22 protein-coding genes and 1 rRNA gene are annotated in these 26,213 nt (G+C 55.2%); 13 read left to right on the top strand and 10 right to left on the bottom strand.

Translation table 11 applies throughout. The annotated features are described in order from the left end of the window. Positions 1–77, bottom strand: a 16S ribosomal RNA gene (locus tag ABU178_RS19090); the annotation flags it as partial. Between the two features lie 551 nt (positions 78–628). Here ABU178_RS19090 and mdtD point away from each other — a divergent pair. Then, the gene (gene mdtD, locus ABU178_RS19085; RefSeq protein ID WP_397217881.1) at positions 629–2,032 is read left to right on the top strand and encodes a multidrug transporter subunit MdtD; all 1,404 of its coding nucleotides are present in this window, start codon (positions 629–631) and stop codon (positions 2,030–2,032) included. Here the strand turns inward: mdtD and rbsR are convergent. The 7 genes from rbsR to lsrG form a co-directional block, all read right to left on the bottom strand. Next, positions 2,029–3,012: a ribose operon transcriptional repressor RbsR gene (gene rbsR / locus ABU178_RS19080; protein ID WP_397217895.1), complete on the bottom strand. Its 984-nt coding sequence runs from the start codon at positions 3,010–3,012 to the stop codon at positions 2,029–2,031. The two genes, mdtD and rbsR, sit on opposite strands and share 4 nt — an antisense overlap. Positions 3,013–3,025: 13 nt before the next feature. Beyond that, complete coding sequence (gene rbsK, locus ABU178_RS19075) at positions 3,026–3,955, bottom strand: ribokinase (RefSeq protein WP_397217879.1); 930 nt, start codon at positions 3,953–3,955, stop codon at positions 3,026–3,028. Positions 3,956–4,017: 62 nt separating this feature from the next. Next, on the bottom strand, positions 4,018–4,893 hold the full coding sequence (rbsB, locus tag ABU178_RS19070; RefSeq protein ID WP_397217877.1) for a ribose ABC transporter substrate-binding protein RbsB: 876 nt from the start codon (positions 4,891–4,893) through the stop codon (positions 4,018–4,020). Positions 4,894–4,919: 26 nt separating this feature from the next. Then, the gene (gene rbsC, locus ABU178_RS19065; RefSeq protein WP_397217875.1) at positions 4,920–5,891 is read right to left on the bottom strand and encodes a ribose ABC transporter permease; all 972 of its coding nucleotides are present in this window, start codon (positions 5,889–5,891) and stop codon (positions 4,920–4,922) included. Further along, positions 5,888–7,396 carry a ribose ABC transporter ATP-binding protein RbsA gene (gene rbsA / locus ABU178_RS19060; protein WP_397217873.1) on the bottom strand — a complete coding sequence of 503 codons (1,509 nt, stop codon included), beginning with the start codon at positions 7,394–7,396 and terminating at the stop codon, positions 5,888–5,890. The genes rbsC and rbsA overlap by 4 nt, the downstream gene beginning before the upstream one ends. Before the next feature lie 7 nt (positions 7,397–7,403). Beyond that, complete coding sequence (rbsD, locus tag ABU178_RS19055) at positions 7,404–7,823, bottom strand: D-ribose pyranase (protein WP_397217871.1); 420 nt, start codon at positions 7,821–7,823, stop codon at positions 7,404–7,406. A gap of 181 nt (positions 7,824–8,004) precedes the next feature. Continuing rightward, complete coding sequence (lsrG, locus tag ABU178_RS19050; RefSeq protein ID WP_397217869.1) at positions 8,005–8,295, bottom strand: (4S)-4-hydroxy-5-phosphonooxypentane-2,3-dione isomerase; 291 nt, start codon at positions 8,293–8,295, stop codon at positions 8,005–8,007. 267 nt (positions 8,296–8,562) lie between these two features. On the opposite strand from lsrG, the gene lsrK reads away from it, so the two are divergent. Then, entirely contained in the window at positions 8,563–10,155 is a 1,593-nt protein-coding gene (gene lsrK / locus ABU178_RS19045) for an autoinducer-2 kinase (protein ID WP_397217867.1), read from the top strand. Positions 10,156–10,190: 35 nt separating this feature from the next. Here lsrK and ABU178_RS19040 read toward each other — a convergent pair whose 3' ends face one another. Further along, positions 10,191–10,586, bottom strand: a complete 396-nt coding sequence (locus ABU178_RS19040) for a YgiW/YdeI family stress tolerance OB fold protein (RefSeq protein WP_397217865.1) — start codon at positions 10,584–10,586, stop codon at positions 10,191–10,193. 172 nt (positions 10,587–10,758) lie between these two features. Here ABU178_RS19040 and qseB point away from each other — a divergent pair, with 172 nt between their 5' ends. Next, positions 10,759–11,418: a quorum sensing response regulator transcription factor QseB gene (qseB, locus tag ABU178_RS19035; protein ID WP_397217863.1), complete on the top strand. Its 660-nt coding sequence runs from the start codon at positions 10,759–10,761 to the stop codon at positions 11,416–11,418. Then, positions 11,418–12,755, top strand: a complete 1,338-nt coding sequence (gene qseC / locus ABU178_RS19030) for a quorum sensing histidine kinase QseC (protein WP_397217861.1) — start codon at positions 11,418–11,420, stop codon at positions 12,753–12,755. Before qseB ends, qseC begins: the two co-directional genes overlap by 1 nt. A 38-nt stretch (positions 12,756–12,793) precedes the next feature. Here qseC and kup read toward each other — a convergent pair whose 3' ends face one another. Beyond that, entirely contained in the window at positions 12,794–14,662 is a 1,869-nt protein-coding gene (gene kup, locus ABU178_RS19025; protein WP_397217859.1) for a low affinity potassium transporter Kup, read from the bottom strand. Between the two features lie 288 nt (positions 14,663–14,950). Here kup and ravA point away from each other — a divergent pair, with 288 nt between their 5' ends. From ravA to atpB, 9 genes are all read left to right on the top strand, one after another. Further along, on the top strand, positions 14,951–16,447 hold the full coding sequence (ravA, locus tag ABU178_RS19020) for an ATPase RavA (RefSeq protein WP_397217857.1): 1,497 nt from the start codon (positions 14,951–14,953) through the stop codon (positions 16,445–16,447). Continuing rightward, positions 16,444–17,904 (top strand): ATPase RavA stimulator ViaA, encoded by a 1,461-nt coding sequence (viaA, locus tag ABU178_RS19015; protein ID WP_397217856.1) that lies wholly within the window; start codon positions 16,444–16,446, stop codon positions 17,902–17,904. The genes ravA and viaA overlap by 4 nt, the downstream gene beginning before the upstream one ends. A gap of 71 nt (positions 17,905–17,975) precedes the next feature. Next, positions 17,976–20,114, top strand: a complete 2,139-nt coding sequence (gene ovoA / locus ABU178_RS19010) for a 5-histidylcysteine sulfoxide synthase (RefSeq protein ID WP_397217854.1) — start codon at positions 17,976–17,978, stop codon at positions 20,112–20,114. A gap of 114 nt (positions 20,115–20,228) precedes the next feature. Beyond that, positions 20,229–20,690 carry a transcriptional regulator AsnC gene (gene asnC, locus ABU178_RS19005; RefSeq protein WP_312240139.1) on the top strand — a complete coding sequence of 154 codons (462 nt, stop codon included), beginning with the start codon at positions 20,229–20,231 and terminating at the stop codon, positions 20,688–20,690. Between the two features lie 153 nt (positions 20,691–20,843). Continuing rightward, entirely contained in the window at positions 20,844–21,284 is a 441-nt protein-coding gene (gene mioC / locus ABU178_RS19000; protein ID WP_397217852.1) for an FMN-binding protein MioC, read from the top strand. A 440-nt stretch (positions 21,285–21,724) separates the two neighbouring features. Then, positions 21,725–23,614: a tRNA uridine-5-carboxymethylaminomethyl(34) synthesis enzyme MnmG gene (mnmG, locus tag ABU178_RS18995; RefSeq protein WP_397217850.1), complete on the top strand. Its 1,890-nt coding sequence runs from the start codon at positions 21,725–21,727 to the stop codon at positions 23,612–23,614. Positions 23,615–23,661: 47 nt separating this feature from the next. Then, complete coding sequence (rsmG, locus tag ABU178_RS18990) at positions 23,662–24,279, top strand: 16S rRNA (guanine(527)-N(7))-methyltransferase RsmG (RefSeq protein WP_397217848.1); 618 nt, start codon at positions 23,662–23,664, stop codon at positions 24,277–24,279. 703 nt (positions 24,280–24,982) lie between these two features. Continuing rightward, positions 24,983–25,363 carry a F0F1 ATP synthase subunit I gene (atpI, locus tag ABU178_RS18985; protein ID WP_397217846.1) on the top strand — a complete coding sequence of 127 codons (381 nt, stop codon included), beginning with the start codon at positions 24,983–24,985 and terminating at the stop codon, positions 25,361–25,363. A gap of 8 nt (positions 25,364–25,371) precedes the next feature. Further along, positions 25,372–26,190: a F0F1 ATP synthase subunit A gene (gene atpB / locus ABU178_RS18980; protein ID WP_397217845.1), complete on the top strand. Its 819-nt coding sequence runs from the start codon at positions 25,372–25,374 to the stop codon at positions 26,188–26,190. Positions 26,191–26,213: the final 23 nt, after the last annotated feature.

The following is a 26,213-nucleotide window of genomic DNA, read 5'->3' as shown; positions in this document are numbered from 1 at the left end:
TCCCGCTACCGTTCGACTTGCATGTGTTAGGCCTGCCGCCAGCGTTCAATCTGAGCCATGATCAAACTCTTCAATTAAAAGCTTGATTTGCTTCAACTCGTGAAGCGATGCTCAGGGAAAAACGTCGTAATGAATTACGTGTTCACTCTGAGACTTGATATTTTTTTGAGCCCGGAGGCTCTGATATCAATCCTGCGAGTGCCCACACAGATTGTCTGATAAATTGTTAAAGAGCGGTGCGACCAGCGGGTTAACCGTCTGTCGCGAGGTGGCGTATATTACGCTACTCTCCCTCAGAGTCAATCACTTTTTTCAGCGATTTTCTCCGGCGGTTCAGCGTTTCCTGAACCTCTGACCCGGTGGCCGTGAAGCCGTTGTTCCGTGTCAGTGGAGGCGCATTATAGGGAGTTAATTCTCACTGACAAGCTTTTCTTAAACAAAATCTGTCGAGTGCTCCTTTTTTAGGCAGGTGCTGAAAAAGCAGACATTTCTTGCTGTTTAAAGGCGCAACTTCTCTCTTTAACAGGAATAAATCTCATCTGCGTATTGTGACAGCGGTGCTATTCTGTTTCCCCATGCGTTTTTTCCTCCAGCGTTTAGTGCTGGGCAGCGATAAGAAGGATTTTCGATGATTCGATCCGCGCGCAGTATGGCCGGTCTGCCATGGATAGCCGCCATGGCATTTTTCATGCAGGCACTGGATGCCACCATTCTGAACACCGCACTACCCGCTATCGCTACCAGCCTTGAGCGTTCCCCTCTTGCGATGCAATCCGCTGTTATCAGCTATACGCTCACGGTGGCGATGCTGATTCCTGTCAGCGGCTGGCTGGCCGATCGTTTCGGTACGCGTAAGGTATTTATTGTCGCGGTATCGCTGTTTACGCTTGGCTCGCTGGCCTGTGCGCTTTCCGGCACCCTCACTATGCTGGTGATTTCGCGCGTGGCGCAAGGCGTAGGAGGCGCAATGATGATGCCGGTGGCGCGCCTGGCTCTGCTGCGCGCCTATCCGCGCAGTCAGTTACTGCCGGTACTCAACTTTGTCACGATGCCCGGTCTGGTCGGCCCGCTTCTCGGCCCGATGCTGGGCGGCCTGCTAGTTACCTATGCGACCTGGCACTGGATCTTTTTGATTAATATTCCCATCGGTCTGCTGGGAATATTCTACGCCCGCAAATATATGCCTGACTTCACCACGCCTAAGCGCCGCTTCGACCTGCCGGGCTTTCTGCTTTTTGGTATTGGGCTGGTGCTTATCTCAATTGGCATTGAGCTGTTTGGCGAACGCATTGTGTCGGCCTGGCTGGCAAGCGGCATATTAGTGGCGGGCGTTGTGCTGCTGCTTCTTTATATAGTGCATGCGCGTCGACACCCGTCACCGCTGATTGGCCTGCCGATGTTTAAAACGCGCACCTTCTCTATCGGCATCATTGGTAATATCGCTTCGCGTCTCGGTACCGGCTGCGTACCTTTTCTGATGCCGCTAATGCTACAGGTAGGCTTTGGCTACTCGGCGATTATTGCTGGCTGCATGATGGCGCCGACGGCGATTGGTTCACTGCTGGCGAAATCAACCGTGACGCCGGTGCTGCGTCTGTTTGGCTATCGCTGGACGTTGGTGGGTGTGACGACCATCATCGGCGCGCTGATCGTAACCTTTACCTGGCAGTCACCGTCTCAGGGCATCGTACTGCTGTTGATTCCGTTGTTTCTGCTGGGGATGGCGATGTCGACACAGTTCACCGCGATGAACACGATTACGCTGGCTGACTTAACGGATGAAAATGCCAGCGGCGGCAACAGCGTGCTGGCAGTGACGCAACAGCTGGCTATCAGCTTTGGCGTGGCGGTCAGCGCAGCGGTATTGCGCTTTTATCAGGAGTTCGACAGCACCACCATTCAGCAATTCCACGCCACCTTCCTGACGATGGGCGTGGTCACCGTGCTGTCGGGCCTTACCTTTATGCTGCTGCGAAACGGCGATGGCCGTCATTTGATTACCAACCGCGATAAAAAGAAGAAAGCCGCTTAAACCGAACCGCGCTCTATCAGTTCCGGCGTCAGCACCAGCGTTTGTTGGCTGACGTCGGGATTGCCAAAACGATGAATCAGCGTATCGATCGCCAGCTCGCCCAGCGCATCTTTGGGCTGATGAATGGTGCTTAGAGGCGGCGTCATGTAACGCGCCAGTTCAATATCATCATAACCCATCACGGCGATATCCTGCGGAATGCGCAGTCCGGCCTGATAAAGCGCGTGATAGACGCCAAGCGCCATCGCATCATTGCTGGTAAAAACCGCCTGCGGCAGCGGATTCAGGCAGAGCAGCTGATTCATCGCGTGGTAGCCGCCATGAAATTCAAAATCGCCGTTAACCACATAGCCTGGCGGGATTGCCAGCCCGCTGTTCGCCATCGCTTTCTGATAACCTTCCAGACGCAAGCGGGCCGGCGTCTTATCCAGCGGACCGGCAATGCAGGCGATGCGCGTATAGCCGCGATCGATAAGGTGCTGCGTCGCCATCTCGCCGCCGAGCAGGGCGTTATCCTGAATAATGTCGCTGCGCCCCTCAAACGGCGCCCAGTCCATCATGACAACAGGAATAGAGGGATAGCGATTCAGAATCTCAGCGGAGGGGAGATGGCTTTCGGTACACATGATCAGCAGCCCGTCGACGCGTTTCTGCAACAGCGTTTCCAGGCTGCGATTCATGCGCTCCTCATCCCCGGCGGTATTACAGAGGATTAGGCTGTAGCCGCGCTCATAACAACTATTCTCTACCCCGCGCACCACTTCCGAATAGAAAGGGTTGCTACTGGTGGTCACCAACATGCCGATGGTATGGGTTTGATTCATTTTCAGGCTGCGCGCCAGCGCCGAAGGGGCATAGTTCAGCTCGCGGATCGCCTGCTCCACCTTCTCGCGAACTGAGTCGCTGACAAAACGGTTGTTGTTAATCACATGCGAAACGGTTGAGGTTGAGACGCCCGCCATGCGGGCGACATCTTTCATGGTTGGCACGTCATTAACCTTGTTGCTGCAGAAACGCATCAATCTCGGCACGCCAGGGTACCGAAGGTTGCGCGCCGGGGCGGGTAACGGCGATTGCCGCCGCGGCATGGGCAAAATGCACCGCATCGACCACCGCCTGGCCCTCAAGGCGTGCAGTGATAAACGCGCCGTTGAAGGTATCTCCTGCCGCAATGGTATCTATCGCCTCAACACGAAAACAAGGGATGTGTTGGCCGTTGCCCTGCTCGCTCAGCCAGACGCCGCGACTGCCCAACGTAATCAATACTGTACCGATACCTTTCTCATGAAGCGCACCGGCCGCACGCGCCGCATCCTCACTGCTCTTTACCGCGATGCCGGTGAGAATTTCCGCTTCCGTTTCGTTTGGCGTAATAATGTCGATTAACGCCAACAGCTCATCGGAGAGTTGTGTCGCCGGCGCCGGGTTGAGAATCACCTGCGTTTGATGCTGATGAGCAATTTTCGCCGCGCTCAGCACGCTCTCCAGCGGCGATTCCAGCTGCATTAACAGGGCGTCGGCGTCCTTAATAACCTGCTGATGCCGTTCCACGCAGGCTGGCGTAAGCGCTGCATTCGCACCGGCAAAGATACCGATACTGTTTTCCCCGTCGCCGTTAACGAAAATCATCGCCACGCCGGTCGCTTCGCCCGCGATGGTTTCCACTGGCGAAGTATCGATCTGGTCCTGCGCCAGCTGCTGGCGAATACGCTCGCCGGTATCGTCTGCACCCACGCAGGCAATAAAGGCGATGTCAGCGCCGGCACGGCCAGCGGCAACCGCCTGATTCGCCCCTTTGCCGCCAAAGGCAATCTGATACTGTTTCCCGATCACCGTTTCACCGGGGCGCGGGAAATGCGCCAGATTAAGAATATGATCGGCATTGATACTGCCGAGTACCGCCAGTTTTGCGCTTTTGCTCATAAGGGAGTAATCCAGAAAGAGCGCCACCCATCAGGTGGCGCGTTGCCCTGCTTTTCTTTGATTTATTTGGTGACCAGTTTCAGATCGACCGGATTGATCGCCTGCACCTTTTCACCTTTCAGCACTTTATCAGCAGTCTCTACGCCGATCATGCCAATCTTATCCGGCATCTGCGCGACGGTAGCGGTGAGCTTACCGCCTTCAACCGCTTTCACGCCGTCAGCCGTGCCGTCGAAACCGACCACCACCACATCAGTCTTACCGGCGGTTTGCAATGCGCGCAGCGCGCCCAGCGCCATTTCATCGTTCTGCGCAAACACCGCCTGCACGTCCGGGTGCGCCTGCAGCAGATTCTGCATTACGTTCAGACCCTTGGTACGGTCAAAGTCCGCCGGCTGGCTGGCCAGCACGGTGAATTTATGGGCATCAGCGGCCTGTTTGAAACCTTCGCCACGCTCGCGCGCCGCCGACGTACCGGCGATACCCTGCAGCTCAATGATTTTTGCTCCGTCACCAACCTTCTTCGCGATAAAGTCGCCAGCCATTTTGCCGCCGAAACGGTTATCGGACGCCACATGGCTCACCACTTCGCCTTTAGCCGCCATGCGATCCAGGGTAATTACCGGGATTTTCGCCTGGTTAGCCATTTTTACCGCATTGCCTACCGCATCGGAGTCGGTTGGGTTGATTAGCAGCAGTTTGGTGCCGCGCACCGTCAGGTCCTGCACGTTCGCCAACTCTTTTGCCGGGTTGTTCTGTGAATCAAGCACCACCAGGTTATAGCCCAGTTTGTCAGCTTCTTTCTGTGCGCCGTCCTTCAGAGAAACGAAAAAAGGGTTATTCAGCGTAGAAACCACCAGTGCAATCGTCTCTTTTGCCATTGCGCTGGCACTCAGGGTGGCGCCAAGGATCACGGCCAAAGCGGTCAACTTTTTCATTATTAATTCCTTTATAAAGGTCAGAGTTATTTACTGCTTTTGTTGTCCACCAGCACCGCCAGCAGTATCACCACTGCCTTCACGATCATCTGGTAGTAGGAAGAAACGCCCAATAAGTTCAATCCGTTATTCAGGAAGCCGAGAATCAGCGCGCCGATCAGCGTGCCGACAATGCGGCCTTTACCCCCCGCCAGGCTGGTGCCGCCCAGCACCACGGCGGCAATCGCATCCAGTTCATAACCGGTACCGGCAGTGGGCTGTGCCGATGAAAGGCGCGCCACTTCGATGGTGCCTGCCAGGGCCGCCAGCATACCGCTCAGCGCATAGACGATGATTTTGACGCGGTTAACGTTGATGCCTGACAGGCGCGTTGCCGCCTCGTTGCCGCCCAGCGCGTAGATATAACGTCCCAGGCGAGTGTGATGCAGCATGTACCAGGCGAGCAGAAACACAATTGCCATCAGCCAGACCGGCGTCGGGATGCCCAGCGGGCGGCCGATACCGAACCAGCCAAAGAGATCGGCATTATCGTTAAAGCCGGTATTGACCGGGCTGCCGTCGGTGTAGACCATGGTGACCCCGCGCAGCAGCAACATCATCACCAGCGTGGCGATAAACGCCTGCACCTTGCCTTTCGCCACAATGGTGCCGGTAATCGCGCCGATAAACGCTCCCAGCGCCAGCGAGGCGGCCACCGCGACCAGCGCATTCACTTCCAGTCCGACAATCGAGGCGCCTACCGCGCCGGTCAGTGCCAGCAGCGAGCCTACCGAGAGATCGATGCCGGAGGTGAGGATCACCAGCGTCATGCCCACCGCCATAATGCCGTTGACCGAGGTTTGCTGCAGAATATTGAACAGGTTCGCCAGGGTAAAGAAGTTCGGGCTTTGGCTGGCGACCACGGCGATCAGCACGATGAGCGCGATCAGCGACTTTTGCTCCATCAGCCAGGCTTTGCTGAACCAGCGACGGCTGGCCGGTAAGGTTTGCGTACTCATACAACTAACTCCTCGCTGTGTTGCTTACCGACCGCCGCCGCCATCAGGGCTTCTTGCGTGGCCTGCTCACTGGTAAATTCACCGCTCAGGCGGCCTTCATGCATCACCAGAATGCGGTCGCTCATGCCGAGCACCTCCGGCATTTCCGACGACACCAGAATGATGCTCAGCCCCTCGGCCTTAAACTGGTTAATCAGCTGATAGATCTCTTTTTTCGCCCCGACATCCACGCCGCGCGTCGGCTCGTCGAGGATCAGCACGTTCGGGCGCGTCATCAGCCCGCGCGCAATCGCCACTTTCTGCTGGTTGCCGCCGGACAGCAGGCCGATCGGCTGCTCCATTGACGGCGTTTTCACATTAAACAGACGGATAAAATCGCCGACCGCCAGCTGCTCCGCCGCGTGCTTCAGGCTGCCGCCGCTACGGCTGAAATAGCGCAGCGCGGTGAGCGACATGTTCTCTTTTACCGACATGCCGAGCACCAGTCCGTCGCGTTTGCGATCCTCAGAGATATAGACGATGCCGTTAGCCAGCCCATCCTGAGGTGAGCGAGTATTTACTTCCCGACCATCAAGCCACACGTTGCCGCCGCTTTTCGGCAAGGCGCCGTAGAGCAGCTTCATCAGCTCGGTGCGTCCGGCGCCCATCAGGCCGGAAACGCCAAGAATCTCCCCTTTGCGCAGGGTAAAGCTGACGTTATGCACGCCCGGACCATTCAGGTTATCGACTTTCAGCCGTATCTCGCCCGGCGCTTTATCGAGACGCGGATATTGATCTTCCAGCTTACGTCCCACCATCATTTCAATCAGCGACTCTTCGTCCAGCTCGCTGACGGCGCGCTCGGCAATAAACTGGCCGTCGCGGAATACCGTGACGTCATCGCAGATCTCAAAAATCTCTTTCATGCGGTGGGAGATATAGACGATGCCGCAGCCCTGAGCTTTCAGCTCGTTGATGACGCGGAACAGCGACAGCGTTTCGGTATCGGTCAGCGCATCGGTCGGCTCATCCATGATGATCACCTGGGATTTGAAGCTGAGCACTTTGGCGATTTCCACCATTTGCTGATCGCCAATGGAGAGATCCCCCACCAGTTGATGGCTGTTAAAGCGCAGGTTCAGGCGCTTCAGCAAGGCATCCGCTTCGTCATACATACGTTTCCAGTCGATGCGGCCAAACCGGCTAACAAACTCGCGACCCAGGAAAATATTTTCCGCCACAGTGAGCTGCGGAATCAGGTTCAGCTCCTGATGAATAATGCCAATGCCCGCCTCCTGCGAGGCTTTTGGCCCGCTGAAGGTGGTTTCATTGCCCAGCCAGCGCAGCGAACCGGCGTCACGACTGTAGATGCCCGTCAGCACCTTCATCATGGTGGATTTGCCTGCGCCGTTTTCGCCCACCAGCGCCATGACGCGTCCTGGCCAGACGCTCAGGGATGCGCCTTTCAACGCCTTTACGCCAGGAAACGATTTTTCAATGCCTTCGAGCTGCAATAAAGGTTGCATAGTGGCCTCAGAAGGTGACACCCGCGCTCAGGATGACATTCGCATACGGAGAACACTCCCCGCTGCGAATGACCGCCTGACTACGCTGAGTTTGTTGTTTGAACTTTTCGTGACTGGTGTAGCTTATAGCGATGGTATTTCCCTGATGCTGTTGCAAGGCTTCGAGCACCGCGAGCAGCTCGCTGTGAAGCTGCGGATTATGCTGCTTGATCTCTTCCGCAATCAGGGCGCTTTCCACCTGCATCTCCTGCGTTACCGCATTGACGACCTGCAAAAAATCGGGCGTACCCGGCGTCAGCGCCAGATCGATGCGTTGTGGACCCGTCGGAACAGGCAGGCCCGCATCGGCGATCGTCAGCGTATCCGTGTGTCCGAGGCGGGCAATCACGTAAGAGAGTTCAGCGTTTAACAAGCGACCTTTTTTCATTATTTTCCCCACAGCGAAACGTTTCGCTGTTGGCAGTGTATGAAATGCGCAACGCAACTCAATCACCAGATCATGGAAATGTGATCGCTATCGAAACGTTTCGTTGGTTGCAGGAGAAATTTGATTTAGGTGGCGCGGATAAAGAAGGGAAGAGCCGCTCCCCCTCTTTACGGAAAGGCATTCAGGGATAGAGCGCCCTGAAGAGCGTTTTCTTACGGGGTTTGGACATCAGGTTTTCCAGCGCCGCCACGCAATTCTGATAATGCGCGGTTTTTTTATGGGCCATTACCGCCTCATTATCCGTGTAGGCTTCATAAATATAAAAACGCGTCGGTATTAAGCTGTCCTGCAGTACATCAAATCGCAAATTTCCCGGCTCGTTAATCGCTCCGAGATGATTGGCTAAAAACACTCGTTTAAATTCCTCGATTTTGTCTGCTTTTACATTGATCTCAACCAGCGTCACTTCCATGCACCCTCCTTAATGTTTTCAGCCGCTCTGTTCAGTTTTCAATTTCATTCAAAAGCTAGTCAGCCGATCCAGATAAAACTCATGAGGCGATCACAGTTCAATTAATTGTTTTAAAAGATTAATTTTTTTGAAAGCCATTTTGTCGCACCGCTCACAATCCACGCAGCGGGCGATGGTACATTTCGGGCCATCACTTATAAGTAATGGCAGGCGGTGAGAGGTATCGGGCCGTATCCGTGACCGGCAAACAGACTGAGGGGCAAAATAATGAACGAACGTCTCACCGCAAGCGACAACTCATCCTGCCTGCTGGCGCTGGATGCCGGTACGGGCAGTATTCGGGCGGTTATTTTTACCGCCAGCGGCGAGCAGCTCGCCGTGGGTCAGGCGGAGTGGCAACATCTGGCGGTGCCGGATGTGCCGGGATCGATGGAGTTCGATCTGCATAAAAACTGGCAGCTTACCTGTCAGTGTATTCGTCAGGCGCTGGATCAGGCACAGCTTCCCGCCTCAGCGATTCGGGCGGTATCCGCCTGTTCAATGCGTGAAGGAATTGTGCTTTACAACAAAGCAGGCGAGCCAATCTGGGCCTGCGCCAATGTCGATGCGCGCGCCAGCAGCGAAGTCGCCGAGCTGAAAGCGATTCACGACGGCCAGTTTGAGCAGGAAGTCTATGCACGTTCCGGCCAGACGCTGGCGCTGAGCGCCATACCGCGCCTGCTCTGGCTGGCGCATCATCGCCCTGATATCTATCGTCAGGCGGCAACCCTTACCATGATCAGCGACTGGCTGGCCTTTATGCTGAGCGGCGAGCTTGCTGTAGATCCTTCCAACGCCGGTACCACCGGTATGCTCGATCTGGCTACGCGCAGCTGGTGTCCTGAACTGCTCACCCTGGCGGGACTGCGGGCCGATATGTTGTCGCCGGTAATGGAAACCGGCAGCCGTCTGGGCTATGTAACGGCGCAGGCCGCCGAAGCCTCAGGATTAAAAGCGGGAACGCCGGTCGGCATGGGCGGCGGCGACGTACAGCTTGGCACGCTGGGGCTGGGCGTGGTGCGCGCCGGACAAACCGCCGTGCTGGGCGGCACCTTCTGGCAACAGGTGGTTAATCTCCCCAAGGTGGCGACCGATCCGGAGATGAACATTCGTATCAATCCTCATGTGATCCCCGGCATGGCGCAGGCGGAATCGATCAGCTTTTTTACCGGTTTGACCATGCGCTGGTTTCGCGACGCGTTTTGTTCGGAAGAGAAACTGCTGTCGCAGCGGCTGGGTGTCGATACCTACAGCCTGCTGGAGGAGATGGCGGCGCGCGTCCCGCCAGGCGCATGGGGCGTTATTCCTGTTTTCTCCGATGCGATGCATTTTAAAAACTGGTATCACGCCGCGCCCTCTTTTATCAATTTATCTATCGACCCCGAGCGCTGTAACAAGCAAACGCTGTTTCGCGCGCTGGAAGAGAATGCCGCGATAGTGTCGGCCTGCAATCTCGATCTGATTGCGGATTTCGCAGGCGTCCGGGCGCCTGCGCTGGTGTTTGCCGGCGGCGGGGCGAAAGGAAAGCTATGGAGCCAGATCCTCAGCGATGTGACCGGCGTACCGGTAAAGGTTCCGGTAGTGAAAGAGGCGACGGCGTTAGGCTGTGCGATTGCGGCGGGCGTGGCGGGCGGCGTCTATTCGTCTCTGGCGGAAACCGGCGAAGCGCTGGTGCGCTGGGAGCGGGAATATCAGCCCGATCCCCAGCGTCATCAGGACTATCTGCAACAGAAATCCGCCTGGCAGCAGGTCTATGCCGATCAGCTTGGGTTAGTGGATAAAAAACTCACTACCTCAATGTGGAAAGCGCCGGGGCTTTGAACAATAAGCCGCCGCTAAAGGCGGCCTTATTTGGCTTACGGCAATTTTTTCACCTGCTTAACATCCATCTCAATAGCGTTGTCTTCTTTGTCCAGCTCACCGGTTAATTCAACATTTTCTTTTGGCGAGACGGTTTGGCCTTCCCAGCGCTTATGGTCAATCTCGACCGTCATCGTGCCGGTCGCATCACGGAAGAGGTAATCCTCGTCTCCGGTGCGCTTTTCAATGTTGCCGCGTAAGGTAACCCAGCTGTCATCTTTCATTCCCTGAGCCTGTTTCACCGTTACTACAGTGCCGCTGTTGCCACTAAAACCGCCCTGTTTCACGCTGGCGGCGGGGGTATTGGGATCAACAAAGCCGCCTTGCTGCGCCGCCAGTACCGGGGTTGTAACCAGAGTCATAATCGCGATCAGTGCTGCTGACTTCTTCATATTTTCACCTCTTTTCCATGTATGTACGTCATTGACGAAATTCATTACAGCACGAGGTTCTTAACAGGATCTTAAGGGGCAATTTTTTTTGCCCCGGAAGCGCGAATCGTTGATATGACCTGTACAAGCCGCTATCGGGTTCGTATAAACCCAACAGGAGGGAAATAAACTGATGCGCATTTTATTGATTGAAGACGATCGTTTAATCGGCGATGGCATTAAAGCGGGCCTGGGGAAAATGGGCTTCAGCGTTGACTGGTTTGTTTCTGGCGAACAAGGTAGCACGGCGCTGGATGCCGCGCCTTATGATGCGGTATTGCTGGATTTAACTCTGCCCGAGCGGGACGGACTGGAAATACTTCATCACTGGCGTCAGCAGGGCCGGGATGAACCCGTGTTGATCCTCACTGCTCGTGACGCGCTCGATGAGCGTGTTGAAGGTTTGCAGCAGGGCGCGGATGATTATTTGTGCAAACCTTTTGCCCTGAGCGAAGTGGCTGCCCGTCTGCAGGCGCTTATTCGACGGCGATATGGTCAGCTGAAGCCTGAGTTGCAGCACGGTAACGTTGTGCTGTTGCCCGATAGTCACAGCGTGCTGCTTGGCGACGAGCCGGTTGTGATGAAAAGCCGTGAGCTGGCGTTGCTGGAACTGTTTATGCGTAATCCGGGACGCATCCTGACGCGTGCCTATCTGGAAGAAAAACTCTACAGCTGGGATGAAGAGGTTTCCAGCAATGCGGTAGAAGTACATATTCATCATCTGCGTAAGAAACTGGGCAGCACTTTTATCCGCACCGTACATGGCATTGGTTACAGGCTGGGAGAAGAGTGATGAGCCTGTTTATTCGCCTGATGATCGGCTTTATTTTGCTGACGCTTATCTGCTGGGGCAGCGCCAGCCTGAGTGCCTGGTATCAGACCCGGGAAAAGATTAATGAATTGTTTGATACCCAACAAATGCTGTTTGCCAAACGGCTGTTGACGCTGGATGTCGCCTCGCTCAACGGTAATGCAGCAACGCTACCGAAAAGCAAGACGCTGCTGCGCCATCATCGTGGACAGCTGGAGGATGACGCGCTGGCGTTTGCCATTTTCAGCCGTGACGGCAGGATGTTGCTGAATGATGGCGACAACGGCAAGGCACTGATATTCAATCCTGACTATAACGGTTTTACCGACGGACAATTGCAGGACGACGATGATCGCTGGCGTCTGCTGTGGTTGACAAGCCCGGATCAACGCGTGCGCGTCGTTGTTGGTCAGGAAGGGGAATACCGTGACGACATGACGGCGCAACTGGTGAAAAGCAGCGTGATCCCTTGGTTGATTGCACTGCCACTGATGCTGCTCATGCTATTGGGATTGATAGCCTATGAACTACTTCCGCTAAAAAAGCTTGCTCGCCAGCTCCGTCAGCGTGTGCCTGATGATGCAACACCGTTGCTCACTTCGCGTCTGCCGAAAGAGATCAGACCGCTGGTTGAGGCGTTGAACGGCCTGTTCTCGCGCATTACGCTTATGCTGCAACGCGAACGCCGTTTTATTTCCGATGCCGCGCATGAACTGCGTAGCCCGCTGGCGGCGCTGCGCGTACAGAGCGAGGTTGTCCAGCTAGCAGATGACGATGACGAGATGCGGCGGCGAGCCTTACAACAGCTGGATGCAGGCATTATCCGCGCAACGCGCCTGGTGGATCAGCTGTTAACGCTTTCTCGTGTTGAGGCTGATGATAAGCGTAAAACCTTTCAGCCTGTCGCGCTAAACAGGCTGGTTCAGGAAGTTGTTTTGCAGCAATCCGCCAGCGCCAGACAGGCAAATATCATGCTGCGCCCGCATACAGAGGCGGAACCCATGATGACCGGTCATCCTCTGCTGCTGTCGCTGCTGGTACGCAACCTGCTTGAGAACGCGATTCGCTATACGCCATCGGGTAGCAAAGTGGATATTACTTTACGTGCACATTCCCTGCAGATAGCAGATAACGGACCAGGCGTCAGTGAGGATGATCTGGCAAGACTGGGAGAACGCTTCTGGCGTCCACCGGGCCAGGAGAAAAGTGGCAGTGGGCTGGGGCTTTCGATTGTCCGTGACGTTGCTCAGCTGCACGGCATGCAGGTGCAGTTCAGGAATCGTTCAGGCGGGGGGTTTTGTGTTGCGCTGTATTGGTAGCGCTCTCCGGGTGGCCCGAAGAGCGTACAGTAGAGAAATCAGATCTCGACCTGCGTTCCCAGTTCGATAACGCGATTTGGCGGAATCTCAAACTGATCCGGCGCGCGCAGCGCGTTACGCTGTAAAGCCATGAACAGCTTGCCGCGCAGGCGCAGATACCAGGGGCGTTTCCCCATGATCAGTGACTCGTGCGACATAAAGAACGACGTTTCCATCATGCGGCAGTTCAATCCTTCCAGCCCGCAGCGGTGGAAAATCTCCTCTACGTTTGGTGTTTCGCGCCAGCCGTAGATAGCGACCACGCGCCAGAAGGTAGGTGAAAGCTGTTCGATAGTTACACGACGCACGTTATGCACGTAAGGCGCGTCTTCAGTACGCAGCGTCAGCAGCACCACGCGCTCATGCAGCACCTTGTTATGTTTGAGGTTATGCAGCATGGCAAACGGGATCACGTTAAGCGCGCGCGACATATAAACTGCGGTGCCCGGCACGCGCACCGGCGGCGATTTCTCCAGCGAGTTAATCATCGCGTCCAGCGAGTTGCCGTGTTCATGCATGCGACGCAGCAGGCGGAAACGCTCGCTCTTCCAGGTGGTCATGATCAGGAACATCAACAAAGCAAGGCAGAGCGGCAGCCAGCCGCCAGAGAAAACTTTCACCAGATTCGCGGAGAACAGCGGCACATCAATGCACAACATCAGCAGCAAAATCAGCGACACGGCAATTTTATTCCAGTGCCAGTTTTTCACCGCTACGGTGCAGGAGAGAATCGAAGTCAGCACCATGGTGCCCGTCACCGCAATGCCGTAGGCAGCAGCCAGATTGCTGGAGTGTTCAAAGCTGACAATCACAATCACCACGGCGAAATAGAGCACCCAATTGATGATCGGAATATAAATCTGCCCCGATTCCTGCTCCGAGGTGTGAATAATGCGCATCGGCGACAGATAGCCCAGACGTACCGCCTGACGCGTCAGGGAAAAGACGCCGGAGATCACCGCCTGCGAGGCGATAACCGTCGCCAGCGTCGCCAGAATCAGCATGGGTATCAGCGCCCAGTCGGGTGCCAGCAGGAAAAAGGGGTTTTTGATCGCTGCCGGGTGTTGCAGCAGCAGCGCGCCCTGACCGAAATAGTTCAGCGCCAGCGACGGCAATACCACACAAAACCAGGCGAGCCGGATAGGTTTTTTGCCGAAGTGGCCCATGTCCGCGTAGAGCGCTTCCACGCCGGTAATCGACAGCACCACCGCGCCCAACGCGAAGAAAGAGATGGTTTTATAATGAATGAAAAAGTTAGCGGCATAGGCCGGATTCAGCGCCTGCAGCACCTCGGGATTTTTCACAATGCCGTTAATCCCCAGCACCGCCAGCACGATAAACCACAGCAGCATCACCGGCGCGAACAGCTTGCCTACAATACCGGTGCCCTGTTTCTGGATCGCGAACAGCATGGTAAGAACGGCGATGGAAAGCGGAACGATCCAGCTATCAAGCGCAGGCGCGGCAATTTCCAGCCCTTCAATCGCTGACATCACCGAAATCGCCGGAGTGATCACCACCTCGCCATAGAAGAAGCTGCCGCCAATCAGGCCCATAATAACCAGTATGGCGGTCGCCCTGGCGCCAGTATTGCGTCCCGCCAGCGACATCAGGGTCAGGATGCCCCCTTCGCCCGCGTTATCGGCACGCATCACATAGCTGATGTACTTCAGCGAAACCACCAGAATCAGCAGCCAGAAAATCAGGGAAAGAAAACCAAACACGGCTTCCCGCTCCACGCCAAAACCAAACTGGCCGGAGAGACATTCACGCAGGGTATAGAGCGGACTGGTACCGATATCGCCGTACACCACACCGATAGCCGCCAGTGTTGTCGCACCAAGAGACTGCTTGTTATCCGAGCTCATAGAATTATCTTTTGTTGGAGCGGATGGCAACAATGCCGCCCATCGCTCAGGCCATCAAAAAACGCACAGTATGCACATATTCCCTGAAAAGCCTACCCCTGTTGCGGATCGAACCCGCTCCCGCAACCCGGAACGGCGGAAACAAAGGGGCTTTGCGGTCGGAGAATACTTTCAATTTTCTGAAACAAAAAAGCAGACGGCTATCAACGCATTCTCGCATGATAATCAGTAGAGTAAGCGATTGCCAAAACGCGACGGCACCAAAATCTGAAGGACGATGAAGTGATTATGGCTCAACCCCATCTTTTGGCAGAAAGAATTTCTCGCCTCAGTAATGCGTTAGAGAAAGGCTTGTATGAACGACATCATGCCATTCGCCTCTGTTTGCTGGCCGCCCTGTGCGGCGAGAGCGTATTTTTGCTTGGACCGCCGGGCATCGCGAAAAGTCTGATTGCCCGTCGCCTGAAATACGCCTTTCGCCACGCGCGCGCCTTTGAATATCTGATGACGCGCTTCTCCACGCCGGAGGAGGTTTTCGGCCCGCTCTCCATCCAGGCGTTGAAAGATGAAGGCCGCTACCAGCGCCTGACAAAAGGCTATCTGCCTGACGCGGAAATCGTTTTTCTCGATGAGATCTGGAAAGCGGGTCCGGCGATCCTGAATACCCTGCTCACCGCCATCAATGAGCGACGCTTTCGCAACGGCGACTGCGAAGAGACGATTCCCATGCGCCTGCTGGTCACCGCATCCAACGAGCTGCCCGAAGCGGAAAGCGGCCTGGACGCGCTGTATGACCGCATGCTGATTCGCCTTTGGCTGGATAACGTGCATGAAAAGCAGAACTTCCGCAGCATGTTGACCCACCAGCAGGATGAAAGCAGCAATCCGGTCGCTGATGCCCTGCGCATCAGCGATGAAGAGTATCAACTGTGGCAGAAAGGGATCGCGCAGGTCAGCCTGCCCGACCATGTTTTTGAATTGATCTTCCAGCTGCGCCAGCAGCTGGAGAGTTTACCCGCAGCGCCTTACATTTCCGATCGCCGCTGGAAAAAAGCGATCCATCTGTTGCAGGCCAGCGCCTTTTACAGTGGGCGCACCGCCATCGCCTCTATTGATCTGGTGCTGCTGAAAGATTGCCTGTGGTATGACGTGGCGTCGATGCAGCTGCTCGATCGGGAAATCGACACGCTGATGACCCAGCAGGCCTGGCAGCAGCAGCCGATGCTGCTCAAACTGCAACAGATCAAAGCGCGCCGCCTGGTGTTGCAACAGCAGCAGAGCGTGGCGCAGGCCATCACGCTGGAGAAACACAGCGGCATGTTCAGCCGTAAACCCCATTACGATCTGCCGCAAGGGGTAAATGATGAACAGCTGACGCTGATGCTGCAGCAGCCGCTGATGCTGCATGATATTCAGGTGATGCATGTGGTAATCAGCCGCGAGGCGCTCAACCACTGGCTGCAAAAAGGGGGCGAGGCGCGCGGCAAGCTGAACGGCATCGGTTTCCCGCAGACGCTGGATCTGATGGTCGATGCCCAGAGCTGTCTGACGCTACGCGATGTGAGCCTGCAATCCACGCGCCTGACGCTGCCGGGTATCGCCCAGAACACCGCCTTGCCCGATGAAATCGTCGAGGCGCTGGATGAACTGGACACCCAGCTGCGCGCGCAGCGTCATCTTTTTAGCCAGCATCAGCGTTGCCTGTTTATCAGCGACGACTGGCTGGCGCGTATCGAAACCAGCCTACAGGACGTAGCGGAACAGCTGAAACAGGCACGACAATGATTTCGCTGGAGGCGCTCAGCTCTCTGCTTTCTATTGCTGAAACCGAGCTGGTTGAAGACCTGATCGTCGCCCTGCTCGCCTCGCCGCAGCTGGCGCTGTTTTTTGAAAAATTTCCGCGCATGAAGCAGGCGCTGATACGCGACATCCCACGCTGGAAGTCGGAAATTATCGAGGAACTGAAAGCGACGCCGGTGCCCGGCGCGCTGTTGCAGGAGTTTACCCTTTTCCAGCGCGCGCAGCTGTGGGACGATCGGGAGTTCAATCAGCAACTGCCCGATATCCTCTCCGGGCTGTCATCCCTGCCCTCTCCCTTTCTTGCCGAGGCGCACAAGTTGCTGCTGCATACCGATGCGCAGAGACTCAGCACAGCGCAGCACAGTTTATTTCTGCAGCGCTGGCGGCTGAGCCTGACGCTGCAAACCCTGACGCTAAATGAACAGCTGCTGGAGCAGCAGCGCGAACGATTACTGGCCGAGCTGCAACAGCGTATGGCGCTGAGCGGGCAGCTGGCGCCTTTGCTGGGCGAGGATGATGAATCGGCTGCCGGTCGGCTGTGGGATATGAGCAAAGCGCCGTTGCAGCGCAGCGACTATCAATTGATTTTGCAATACGGTGATTTTCTGGCGCAGCAGCCGGAGCTGATGAAACTGGCGCAGCAGCTGGGACGCAGCCGCGAGGCTAAATCGGTGCCGTCGCCGGATTCGCCGCGCGAAGCCTTTCATCAGCGGGTGCGCGATCCCGATCAGGTGCCGGAAGAGGTCAGCGGCATCCATCAAAGCGACGACGTGCTGCGTCTGCTGCCGCCGGAACTGGCTGCGCTCAGCATCAGCGAGCTGGAGCTGGAATTTTATCGCCGGTTGGTAGAGAAACGTCTGCTGACCTATCGGCTACAGGGGGATGCCTGGCATGACAAAGTGACCCTGCGCCCGGCCAGCCACCAGCAGCATGAAGCGCAGCCGCGCGGGCCTTTTATTGTCTGCGTTGATACTTCAGGCTCGATGGGCGGCTTTAACGAACGCTGCGCCAAAGCGTTCTGCCTGGCGCTGCTAAAAGTGGCGCTGGCCGACAAACGCCGTTGCTACATCATGCTTTTTGCGCACGAGGTGATTGGCTATGAGCTGACCGCCGATAACGGCCTGGAACAGGCGATTCGTTTTCTCAGCCAGCGTTTTCGCGGCGGCACCGATCTGGCGGCCTGCCTCAGCGCGGTAGTAGCGCGCATGGAAGGCTTGCCGTGGCAGGAAGCGGATGCGGTGGTTATCTCCGACTTTATTGCTCAACGCCTGCCGGATGAGGTGATCAAAACGGTCAAATTGCGTCAGCGACACAATCAGCAACGTTTTCACGCCGTTGCTATGTCAGCTTACGGCAAGCCAGGCATACTGCGGATTTTCGACCATATATGGCGCTTCGATACCGGTCTGAAAAGCCGTTTACTGCGGCGCTGGCGTCGCTGAGTCAGATTACTGAAATCCTGATTTGCTATATTGAATGATTATTTTAACGAACCGGCAATCTGGAGTTCATTTTGACAACACCGCAACCACACAGCGCCCTTCCTGCTCCAACTCGTACGCCTTACCTCTCCGGCCAGAACACAGAACAAAAACGCGCTGAGCTGCTGAGTTACTTCACTCAAACCTGGGAACTGTATGAAAGCCTGTTTGAGTGCCTCAGCAACGAGCGCGCTTACTACAACAAGGCTATCCCGCTACGCCATCCGCTGATCTTCTATTTTGGCCATACCGCCACTTTTTATATGAACAAGCTGATGGCTGGCGGCTATTTTGACAGCCGTGTCGACGCCCATATCGAAGCGATGATGGCGATCGGCGTGGATGAGATGAGCTGGGACGATCTTAACGACAGCCACTATAGCTGGCCTGCCGTGGAGGCGGTTCGCGATTATCGCGGCAAAGTCAAAAGTCTGGTGAGCGAATTTATCCGCACCATGCCGCTGGAGCTGCCGATCGGCTGGGACAGCCCTGCCTGGGCGATCCTGATGGGGATTGAGCATGAGCGTATTCACCTTGAAACCTCAAGCGTCCTGATACGCCAGCTGCCAATTGAATGGGTGCGACCGCAGCCGCAGTGGCCAGCCTGCCCGCAGGCGCGTCATCTTCGTCAGGAAGTGCCGCATAATAGTCTGGTGGCAATGCCCGGCGGCCGCGTGGCGCAGGGCAAGACCGATGACACCTACGGCTGGGACAATGAATATGGCACGCTGCATAGCGAACTGAAGCCGTTCAAAGCCAGCAAAATGCTGGTCAGCAACGCCGAGTTTTTCGATTTTGTCGCCGCGGACGGCTATAACGACGCCCGCTGGTGGGATGACGAAGGCCGGGGCTGGCGCGATTTCGCCAAAGCTGAGATGCCTACCTTTTGGGTCGGTGATAAAAATCACCCCGAACAGCTCAAGCTGCGCCTGATGACCGGGGAAGTTCCGATGCCCTGGGACTGGCCGGCAGAAGTGAATCAGCTGGAAGCCGCCGCCTTCTGCCGCTGGAAAGCGGACGAAACCGGCAAATCAATCCAGTTGCCTTGTGAGGCCGAGTGGTATCAGCTGCGTGAACAGGTGGAAGGCGATCAGCCTGACTGGCGACAGGCGCCCGGCAATATCAACCTCGCGTACTGGGCCTCTTCCTGTCCGGTGGATCTTTTCCCGCAGGGCGATTTTTTCGATGTAGTAGGCAATGTCTGGCAATGGACAACCACGCCGATCAACGGTTTCGAAGGGTTCAAAGTGCATCCGCTGTATGATGACTTTTCCACGCCGACTTTTGACGGCAAACATGCGTTGATCAAAGGCGGCAGCTGGATCTCTACTGGCAACGAGGCGCTGAAGTCATCGCGCTACGCTTTCCGTCGTCACTTTTTCCAGCACGCCGGTTTTCGCTATGTGGTTTCTTCGCACGAAGAAACCATGACGCTCAATCCGTACGAAACCGACAGCATGGTTTCGCAGTACCTCGACTTTCAGTACGGTCCGCGCTACTTCGGCGTGGCGAACTATGCCGAAGCGCTGGTCGAACTCGCGCTGTGCTTCTGCGAGCAGCGTGAAAATGCGCTGGATATCGGCTGCGCTACCGGACGCGCCAGCTTTGAACTGGCGCGTCACTTTGATAACGTCGTTGGCATGGATTACTCCGCGCGTTTTATCGATGTCGCGCTCCAGCTGACCAGCGGCGAAGATTTCCGTTACGTTATGCCGGAAGAGGGCGAGCTGGTGGAATATCGCCAGGTGCGGCTGAAAGATTTTGCGCTCGGCGCAGAGCAGGCTGAACGCATTCACTTCGTGCAGGGGGATGCCTGCAACCTGAAGCCGCAGCCCAATCAATACGATCTGGTGCTCGCCTCAAACCTTATCGATCGGTTACGTCAGCCGAAACGCTTTTTGCAGGATATTACGCCGATGATCCGATCGGGCGGCGTGCTGGTGCTCTCTTCGCCCTATACCTGGCTGGAAGAGTTTACGCCGAAGGAGAACTGGCTGGGCGGCATCCGTGAAAACGGCGAGGCGCTGACTACCCTGCAGGCCCTGCAACGCCTGCTGGCGGCAGACTTTGAGGAAATCGCCGCGCCGCAGGATCTGCCTTTTGTAATCCGCGAAACGGCGAGAAAATTCCAGCATACGCTGGCGCAGGTCACCGTGTGGCGTAAGCGCTAAAGCAATACGGGTGGCGTTGCAGAGCGCTGCCCGTAGCGTCCCGCGTTGCCAATCCCGGCGTTTTGCTGCACATTCTTCTCAGTTCACAGAAGAAGAAATAGCAAGAGGACGGATATGGCAGAGCACCTTCAGCTGGATAACCTGGATCGCGGCATTCTTAATGCGCTGCTGGATAATGCGCGTACCGCCTATGCCGAGCTGGCAAAGCAGTTCAACGTCAGCCCCGGCACCATTCATGTGCGCGTGGAAAAAATGAAGCAGGCGGGAATTATTCTCGGCACCCGCGTCGAGATCGATCCGCGCATGCTCGGCTTTGACGTTTGCTGTTTTATCGGCATTATCCTGAAAAGCGCCCGTGACTATCCCGCCGCGCTGAGCAAGCTGGAAGCGCTGGATGAAGTGGTGGAAGCCTGGTACACCACCGGTCACTACAGCATCTTTATTAAAGTGATGTGCCGCTCCATCGATGCCCTGCAACAGGTGCTGATCAACAAGATCCAAACCATCGATGAAATCCAGTCCACCGAAACGTTGATTTCGTTGCAAAACCCCATCATGCGTACGATCAAACCCTGACCCGCTGCGCTTTGTGCACAAACTTATCCCAAACGGATCCGCCGGGCAGCCTTGCCTGGCGTGGATCGCCTGTTTTTAATAACCTTGTTTTCCACAGGTGGATCACTGCTTGATCACAGCGTACAATGCTCGCCTTTAGCAAGGGAGAGTTTCATGGCCGATATAACCTTGATTAGCGGCAGTACGCTGGGAAGCGCCGAATACGTAGCGGAACATCTGGAAGAAAAACTGCAGGAGGCGGGCTTCTCTACACAAGTGCTGCACGGGCCGGAACTGGATGAGCTCCCGCTGGAAGGCATCTGGCTGATCGTAAGCTCAACGCATGGCGCTGGCGAGCTGCCGGACAACCTGCTGCCTTTATATGAGGCGATCAACGATCGGCAGCCCGACCTTTCCGCTGTCCGCTTTGGCGCGGTGGGTATCGGCAACCGTGAATATGATCTGTTTTGCGGCGCAATCAAAACGCTGGACGCATTGTTGCAGTCACGTGGCGCGATACGCATCGGCGATCGTTTAGAAATTGACGTGCTGGAACATGAGATCCCCGAAGATCCGGCAGAGCAGTGGGTGATGGGCTGGAAAACGCAGATTTAAGCGGATCCTTTCTGGCAGGGGATCGGGAATTTCGCCGGATCCCCAGTTTATTACGCTGTTTATTTTGTTTTTAATTGCCTTTATCTGTGGATAACTATGCTTGATTGCTGCTGATAACCGGTAGTTATCCAAAGAACAACCGCTGTGGCTTTTTTGACCTGTGCATAACCTGCCATTTTGATCCCAGCTTATACGGATCAGGATCACCGATCATTCACAGCAAGCGATCCTCTCTAATCCTTTGTTTTCTTAAATGATATAGCAGATATCCACAGAGGATGGCGATCCTAATAAGAGATCTAACAGAAGATCATACATAAAATATAAAGATCCTTTCTTTTAAACCCCAGGATCCCGACGCTTTCACCGCAGAAAGATTTTCAGTAGAATCCACCGCCCAGGGCAACGATCCCTGACCGTCCATTAACGAGGTACCTTCCATGTTTTATCCAGATCCTTTTGACGTCATCGTAATCGGTGGTGGTCATGCGGGCACAGAAGCCGCGATGGCCGCTGCCCGAATGGGTCAGCAAACCCTGTTACTCACCCATAACATTGATACGCTTGGACAAATGTCCTGTAATCCGGCGATTGGTGGCATTGGCAAAGGACATCTGGTCAAGGAAGTGGACGCTCTGGGCGGCCTGATGGCCACCGCGATCGATAAAGCCGGCATTCAGTTTAGGATACTAAACGCCAGCAAAGGCCCGGCGGTGCGCGCCACCCGTGCGCAGGCGGATCGCGTGCTTTATCGTCAGGCAGTACGTACCGCGCTGGAAAATCAGCCCAACCTGATGATCTTTCAACAGGCCGTTGACGATCTGATCGTTGAAAACGATCGGGTTGTAGGCGCAGTGACGCAGATGGGCCTGAAATTCCGCGCCAAATCTGTGGTGCTGACCGTCGGTACTTTCCTGGACGGCAAAATTCATATCGGTCTGGATAACTACAGCGGCGGTCGTGCAGGCGATCCCCCTTCCATTCCGCTGGCTAAGCGCCTGCGTGCGTTGCCGTTGCGCGTTAGTCGTCTGAAAACCGGCACGCCGCCGCGTATTGACGCGCGCACCATCGACTTTACTGCGCTGGCGCCTCAGCACGGCGACACGCCGATGCCGGTCTTCTCGTTTATGGGCGATGTGTCGCAGCATCCGCAGCAGGTACCCTGCTGGATCACCCACACTAACGAGCAAACCCATGAAGTGATCCGCAATAACCTGGATCGCAGCCCGATGTATGCCGGGATCATTGAAGGGATCGGCCCACGCTACTGCCCCTCGATCGAAGACAAAGTGATGCGCTTTGCCGATCGCAACGCCCATCAGATTTTTCTGGAGCCGGAAGGGCTGACCAGCAACGAAATTTACCCGAACGGCATCTCAACCAGCCTGCCGTTCGATGTGCAGATGCAGATCGTCCGCTCGATGAAAGGACTGGAGAACGCGAAGATCGTCCGTCCGGGCTACGCCATCGAGTATGACTTCTTTGATCCTCGCGATCTGAAGCCGACGCTGGAAAGCAAATATATTCAGGGCCTGTTCTTTGCCGGACAAATTAACGGCACTACCGGTTATGAAGAAGCTGCCGCGCAGGGGCTGCTGGCGGGTCTGAATGCCGCGCGCCTGTCAGCGGACAAAGAGGGCTGGGCGCCGCGTCGCGATCAGGCTTACATCGGCGTGCTGGTCGACGACCTCTGCACGCTTGGCACCAAAGAGCCGTACCGCATGTTTACCTCGCGGGCGGAGTATCGTCTGATGCTGCGTGAAGACAATGCCGATCTGCGTCTGACCGAAGCCGGACGCGAGCTGGGCCTGGTGGATGATGCCCGCTGGGCGCGCTTCAACCAGAAGCTGGAAGCGATTGAGCAGGAGCGCCAGCGTCTGCGTGACGTCTGGGTGCATCCGAAATCGGAAAACGTCGCTGAGGTGAACGCGCTGCTGAGCGCCGGTCTGACAAAAGAGGCAAGCGGTGAAGATCTGCTGCGTCGTCCCGAATTGACCTATGCTCAACTGACTACGCTGAGCGCCTTTGGCCCGGCACTCACCGATGCGCAGGCGGCAGAGCAGGTTGAGATCCAGGTGAAGTATGAAGGATACATTGCGCGCCAGCAGGAAGAGATCGATCGCCAACAGCGCAACGAGAACACCCTGCTGCCGGTGGATCTGGATTACCGTCAGGTCAGCGGCCTCTCAAACGAGGTGATCGCCAAGCTCAATGACCATAAGCCAAACTCGATTGGTCAGGCGTCGCGCATCTCCGGCATTACGCCAGCTGCAATCTCTATTTTGCTGATTTACCTGAAAAAACAAGGTCTGCTGCGTAAAAGCGCCTGATTTGAAACGGGGCGGGGAAACTCGCCCACGCTGACTGGAATGGTTTCGTGATTAACAAACTCTCCGCGTTGCTTAACGCTGCAAAAATTTCCCTCTCCGATCAACAAAAACAACAGCTGGTGGCTTATGTCGAGCTGCTGCACAAGTGGAACAAGGCTTATAACCTGACCTCGGTGCGGGACCCGCAGCAGATGCTGGTGCGCCATATTCTGGACAGCATTGTGGTGGAGCCGCATCTGCAGGGCGAACGTTTTATTGACGTCGGCACAGGACCAGGGCTGCCGGGCATTCCGCTGGCTATTGTACGGCCACAGGCGCATTTCACGCTGCTGGACAGCCTTGGCAAGCGCGTACGCTTTCTGCGTCAGGTGCAGCATGAGCTGGGATTAAACAACGTGACGCCGGTGCAGAGCCGTGTGGAGGATTTCCCGGCGGAACCGCCTTTTGATGGCGTAATCAGCCGCGCCTTCGCCTCCCTGAATGATATGGTGAGCTGGTGTCATCATCTTCCTGCGGCACACGGCAGCTTTTATGCATTAAAAGGCGTCCGTCCGGATGATGAAATCGCTACCCTGCCTGCCGGGTTTATTCTCGACGCCGTTATCGAATTAAAAGTGCCGGAGCTGGAAGGGGAGCGCCATCTGGTGGTAATTAAACGGCAATAGCCATGAAATTATCAGGGTTAAAAGCATTTACCTTAATCTGTGATGCGAACAAAAAAGCAGCAGTTGGTTCAAAAGATTTTTCCTGCTTTATTCCAATAAAAATGGAAAAGAGGTTAAATCGGCGCGCCGAAATTATCCGAAAAGCTCTGTTACATTTAACGTTTAATTTACATTTATTTAGCAGGATGATCACTTCATGCCCGCTGTTTTAGTAAACAGATAGTCACGAAGGAAAATATAACACCGCGATAAATTGGCGGACGTAATATCAAATTAACGTTGTTATTGCCGCGTATGATGTCAATAGAGTGTTTTTATCGAAAATATGGCGTTTCGCGACGCCATTAATTTCCAACTAAATGAAATGTAATGTTTTTACAGGAAAAGACAAACAGGCATTATGAGGTTTACAGAGATTATGCTGTAGCATGAATGCTTATTATGTGATCTGACGCACGCTTTAAATCCAGATAAACAGGCGAATTTCAGCAGGCAAGCTTCTTTCTTTGGCGGAGGGATCTTTGAAAAAATAGCCGTCCGGAAAGAAATTTAAATAATTGTTCACCTTTTCGCTACTTACCGATTGAAATCGCAGGTGCGGCCCGTATAATTTGCACGGCTTTTGCTGCTTGACTCAAAAGAGCAAAGGCAGTCTTATACGACACGCGACATACCCCTATCGGGGCAGGAGAGTATCAGCGTCATGTCAGTGTCTCTTTACAGTGTGAAATTAGCCCGAACCGTGCTGCTTATTCAGCTGGTGACCTTTGTCATAATCGGCGCGCTCTTTGCCCTGAAAGATGTCACATGGGGCGCCTCTGCTCTTGCAGGCGGAGCGGCAGCCTGGCTGCCAAACGTAATGTTCATGTTTTTAGCCTGGCGCCTGCAGGCGCAAACACCCGCTAAAGGGCGTGTAGCCTGGAGCTTCGCTCTCGGTGAAGTGCTCAAAGTGTTTGCCACTATTATTTTTCTCATTGTGGCGTTAGGCGTGCTCGGGGCGGTGTTTTGGCCGCTCGGACTCACCTGGTTATCGGTGCTGGTGGTTCAGATTGTTGCACCGGCTGTAATTAACAACAAAGGGTAAGAGGTATCATGGCCGCAGGAGAAATCTCAACGCCGCAGGATTACATAGGTCATCACCTGAAACATCTTCAGCTTGATCTGCGTACATTCGAGTTGGTTAATGCACACGACGCACCGGCAACGTTCTGGACGATAAACCTGGATTCCATGTTTTTCTCTGTCTTGCTGGGCGTGGTATTTCTGGTCCTGTTCCGTAAAGTGGCGAAAAGCGTCACCAGCGGCGTGCCAGGAAAAATGCAGGCGGCTATCGAGCTGATCGTCGGCTTCGTTGATGGCAACGTGCGTGACATGTACCACGGTAAAAGCAAAGTTATCGCCCCGCTGGCTCTGACGATTTTTGTCTGGGTCTTCTTGATGAACTTCATGGATCTGTTGCCTATCGATCTGCTGCCGTATATCGGCGAGCATGTGTTAGGCCTGCCGGCGCTGCGCGTCGTGCCGTCCGCAGACGTGAACATCACGCTTTCTATGGCGCTGGGCGTATTTATTTTGATTCTGTTCTACAGCATCAAAATGAAAGGTGTAGGCGGCTTCACTAAAGAGCTGACGCTGCAACCTTTTAATCACCCGATCTTCATCCCCATCAACCTGATTCTTGAAGGTGTTAGCCTGCTGTCCAAACCGGTTTCTCTCGGTCTGCGACTGTTCGGCAACATGTATGCGGGTGAGCTGATCTTTATCCTGATTGCGGGTCTGTTGCCGTGGTGGAGTCAATGGGTGCTGAATGTGCCGTGGGCCATTTTCCACATCCTGATCATTTCGCTGCAGGCTTTCATTTTCATGGTCCTCACGATCGTCTATCTCTCGATGGCATCTGAAGAACATTGATTTTTTTCTCAACACTACTGCTT

The organism is Pantoea osteomyelitidis (assembly GCF_044342975.1).
Taxonomy (GTDB): Bacteria; Pseudomonadota; Gammaproteobacteria; order Enterobacterales; family Enterobacteriaceae; genus Pantoea; species Pantoea osteomyelitidis.
This window is presented reverse-complemented; position numbering and strand designations above follow the sequence as displayed.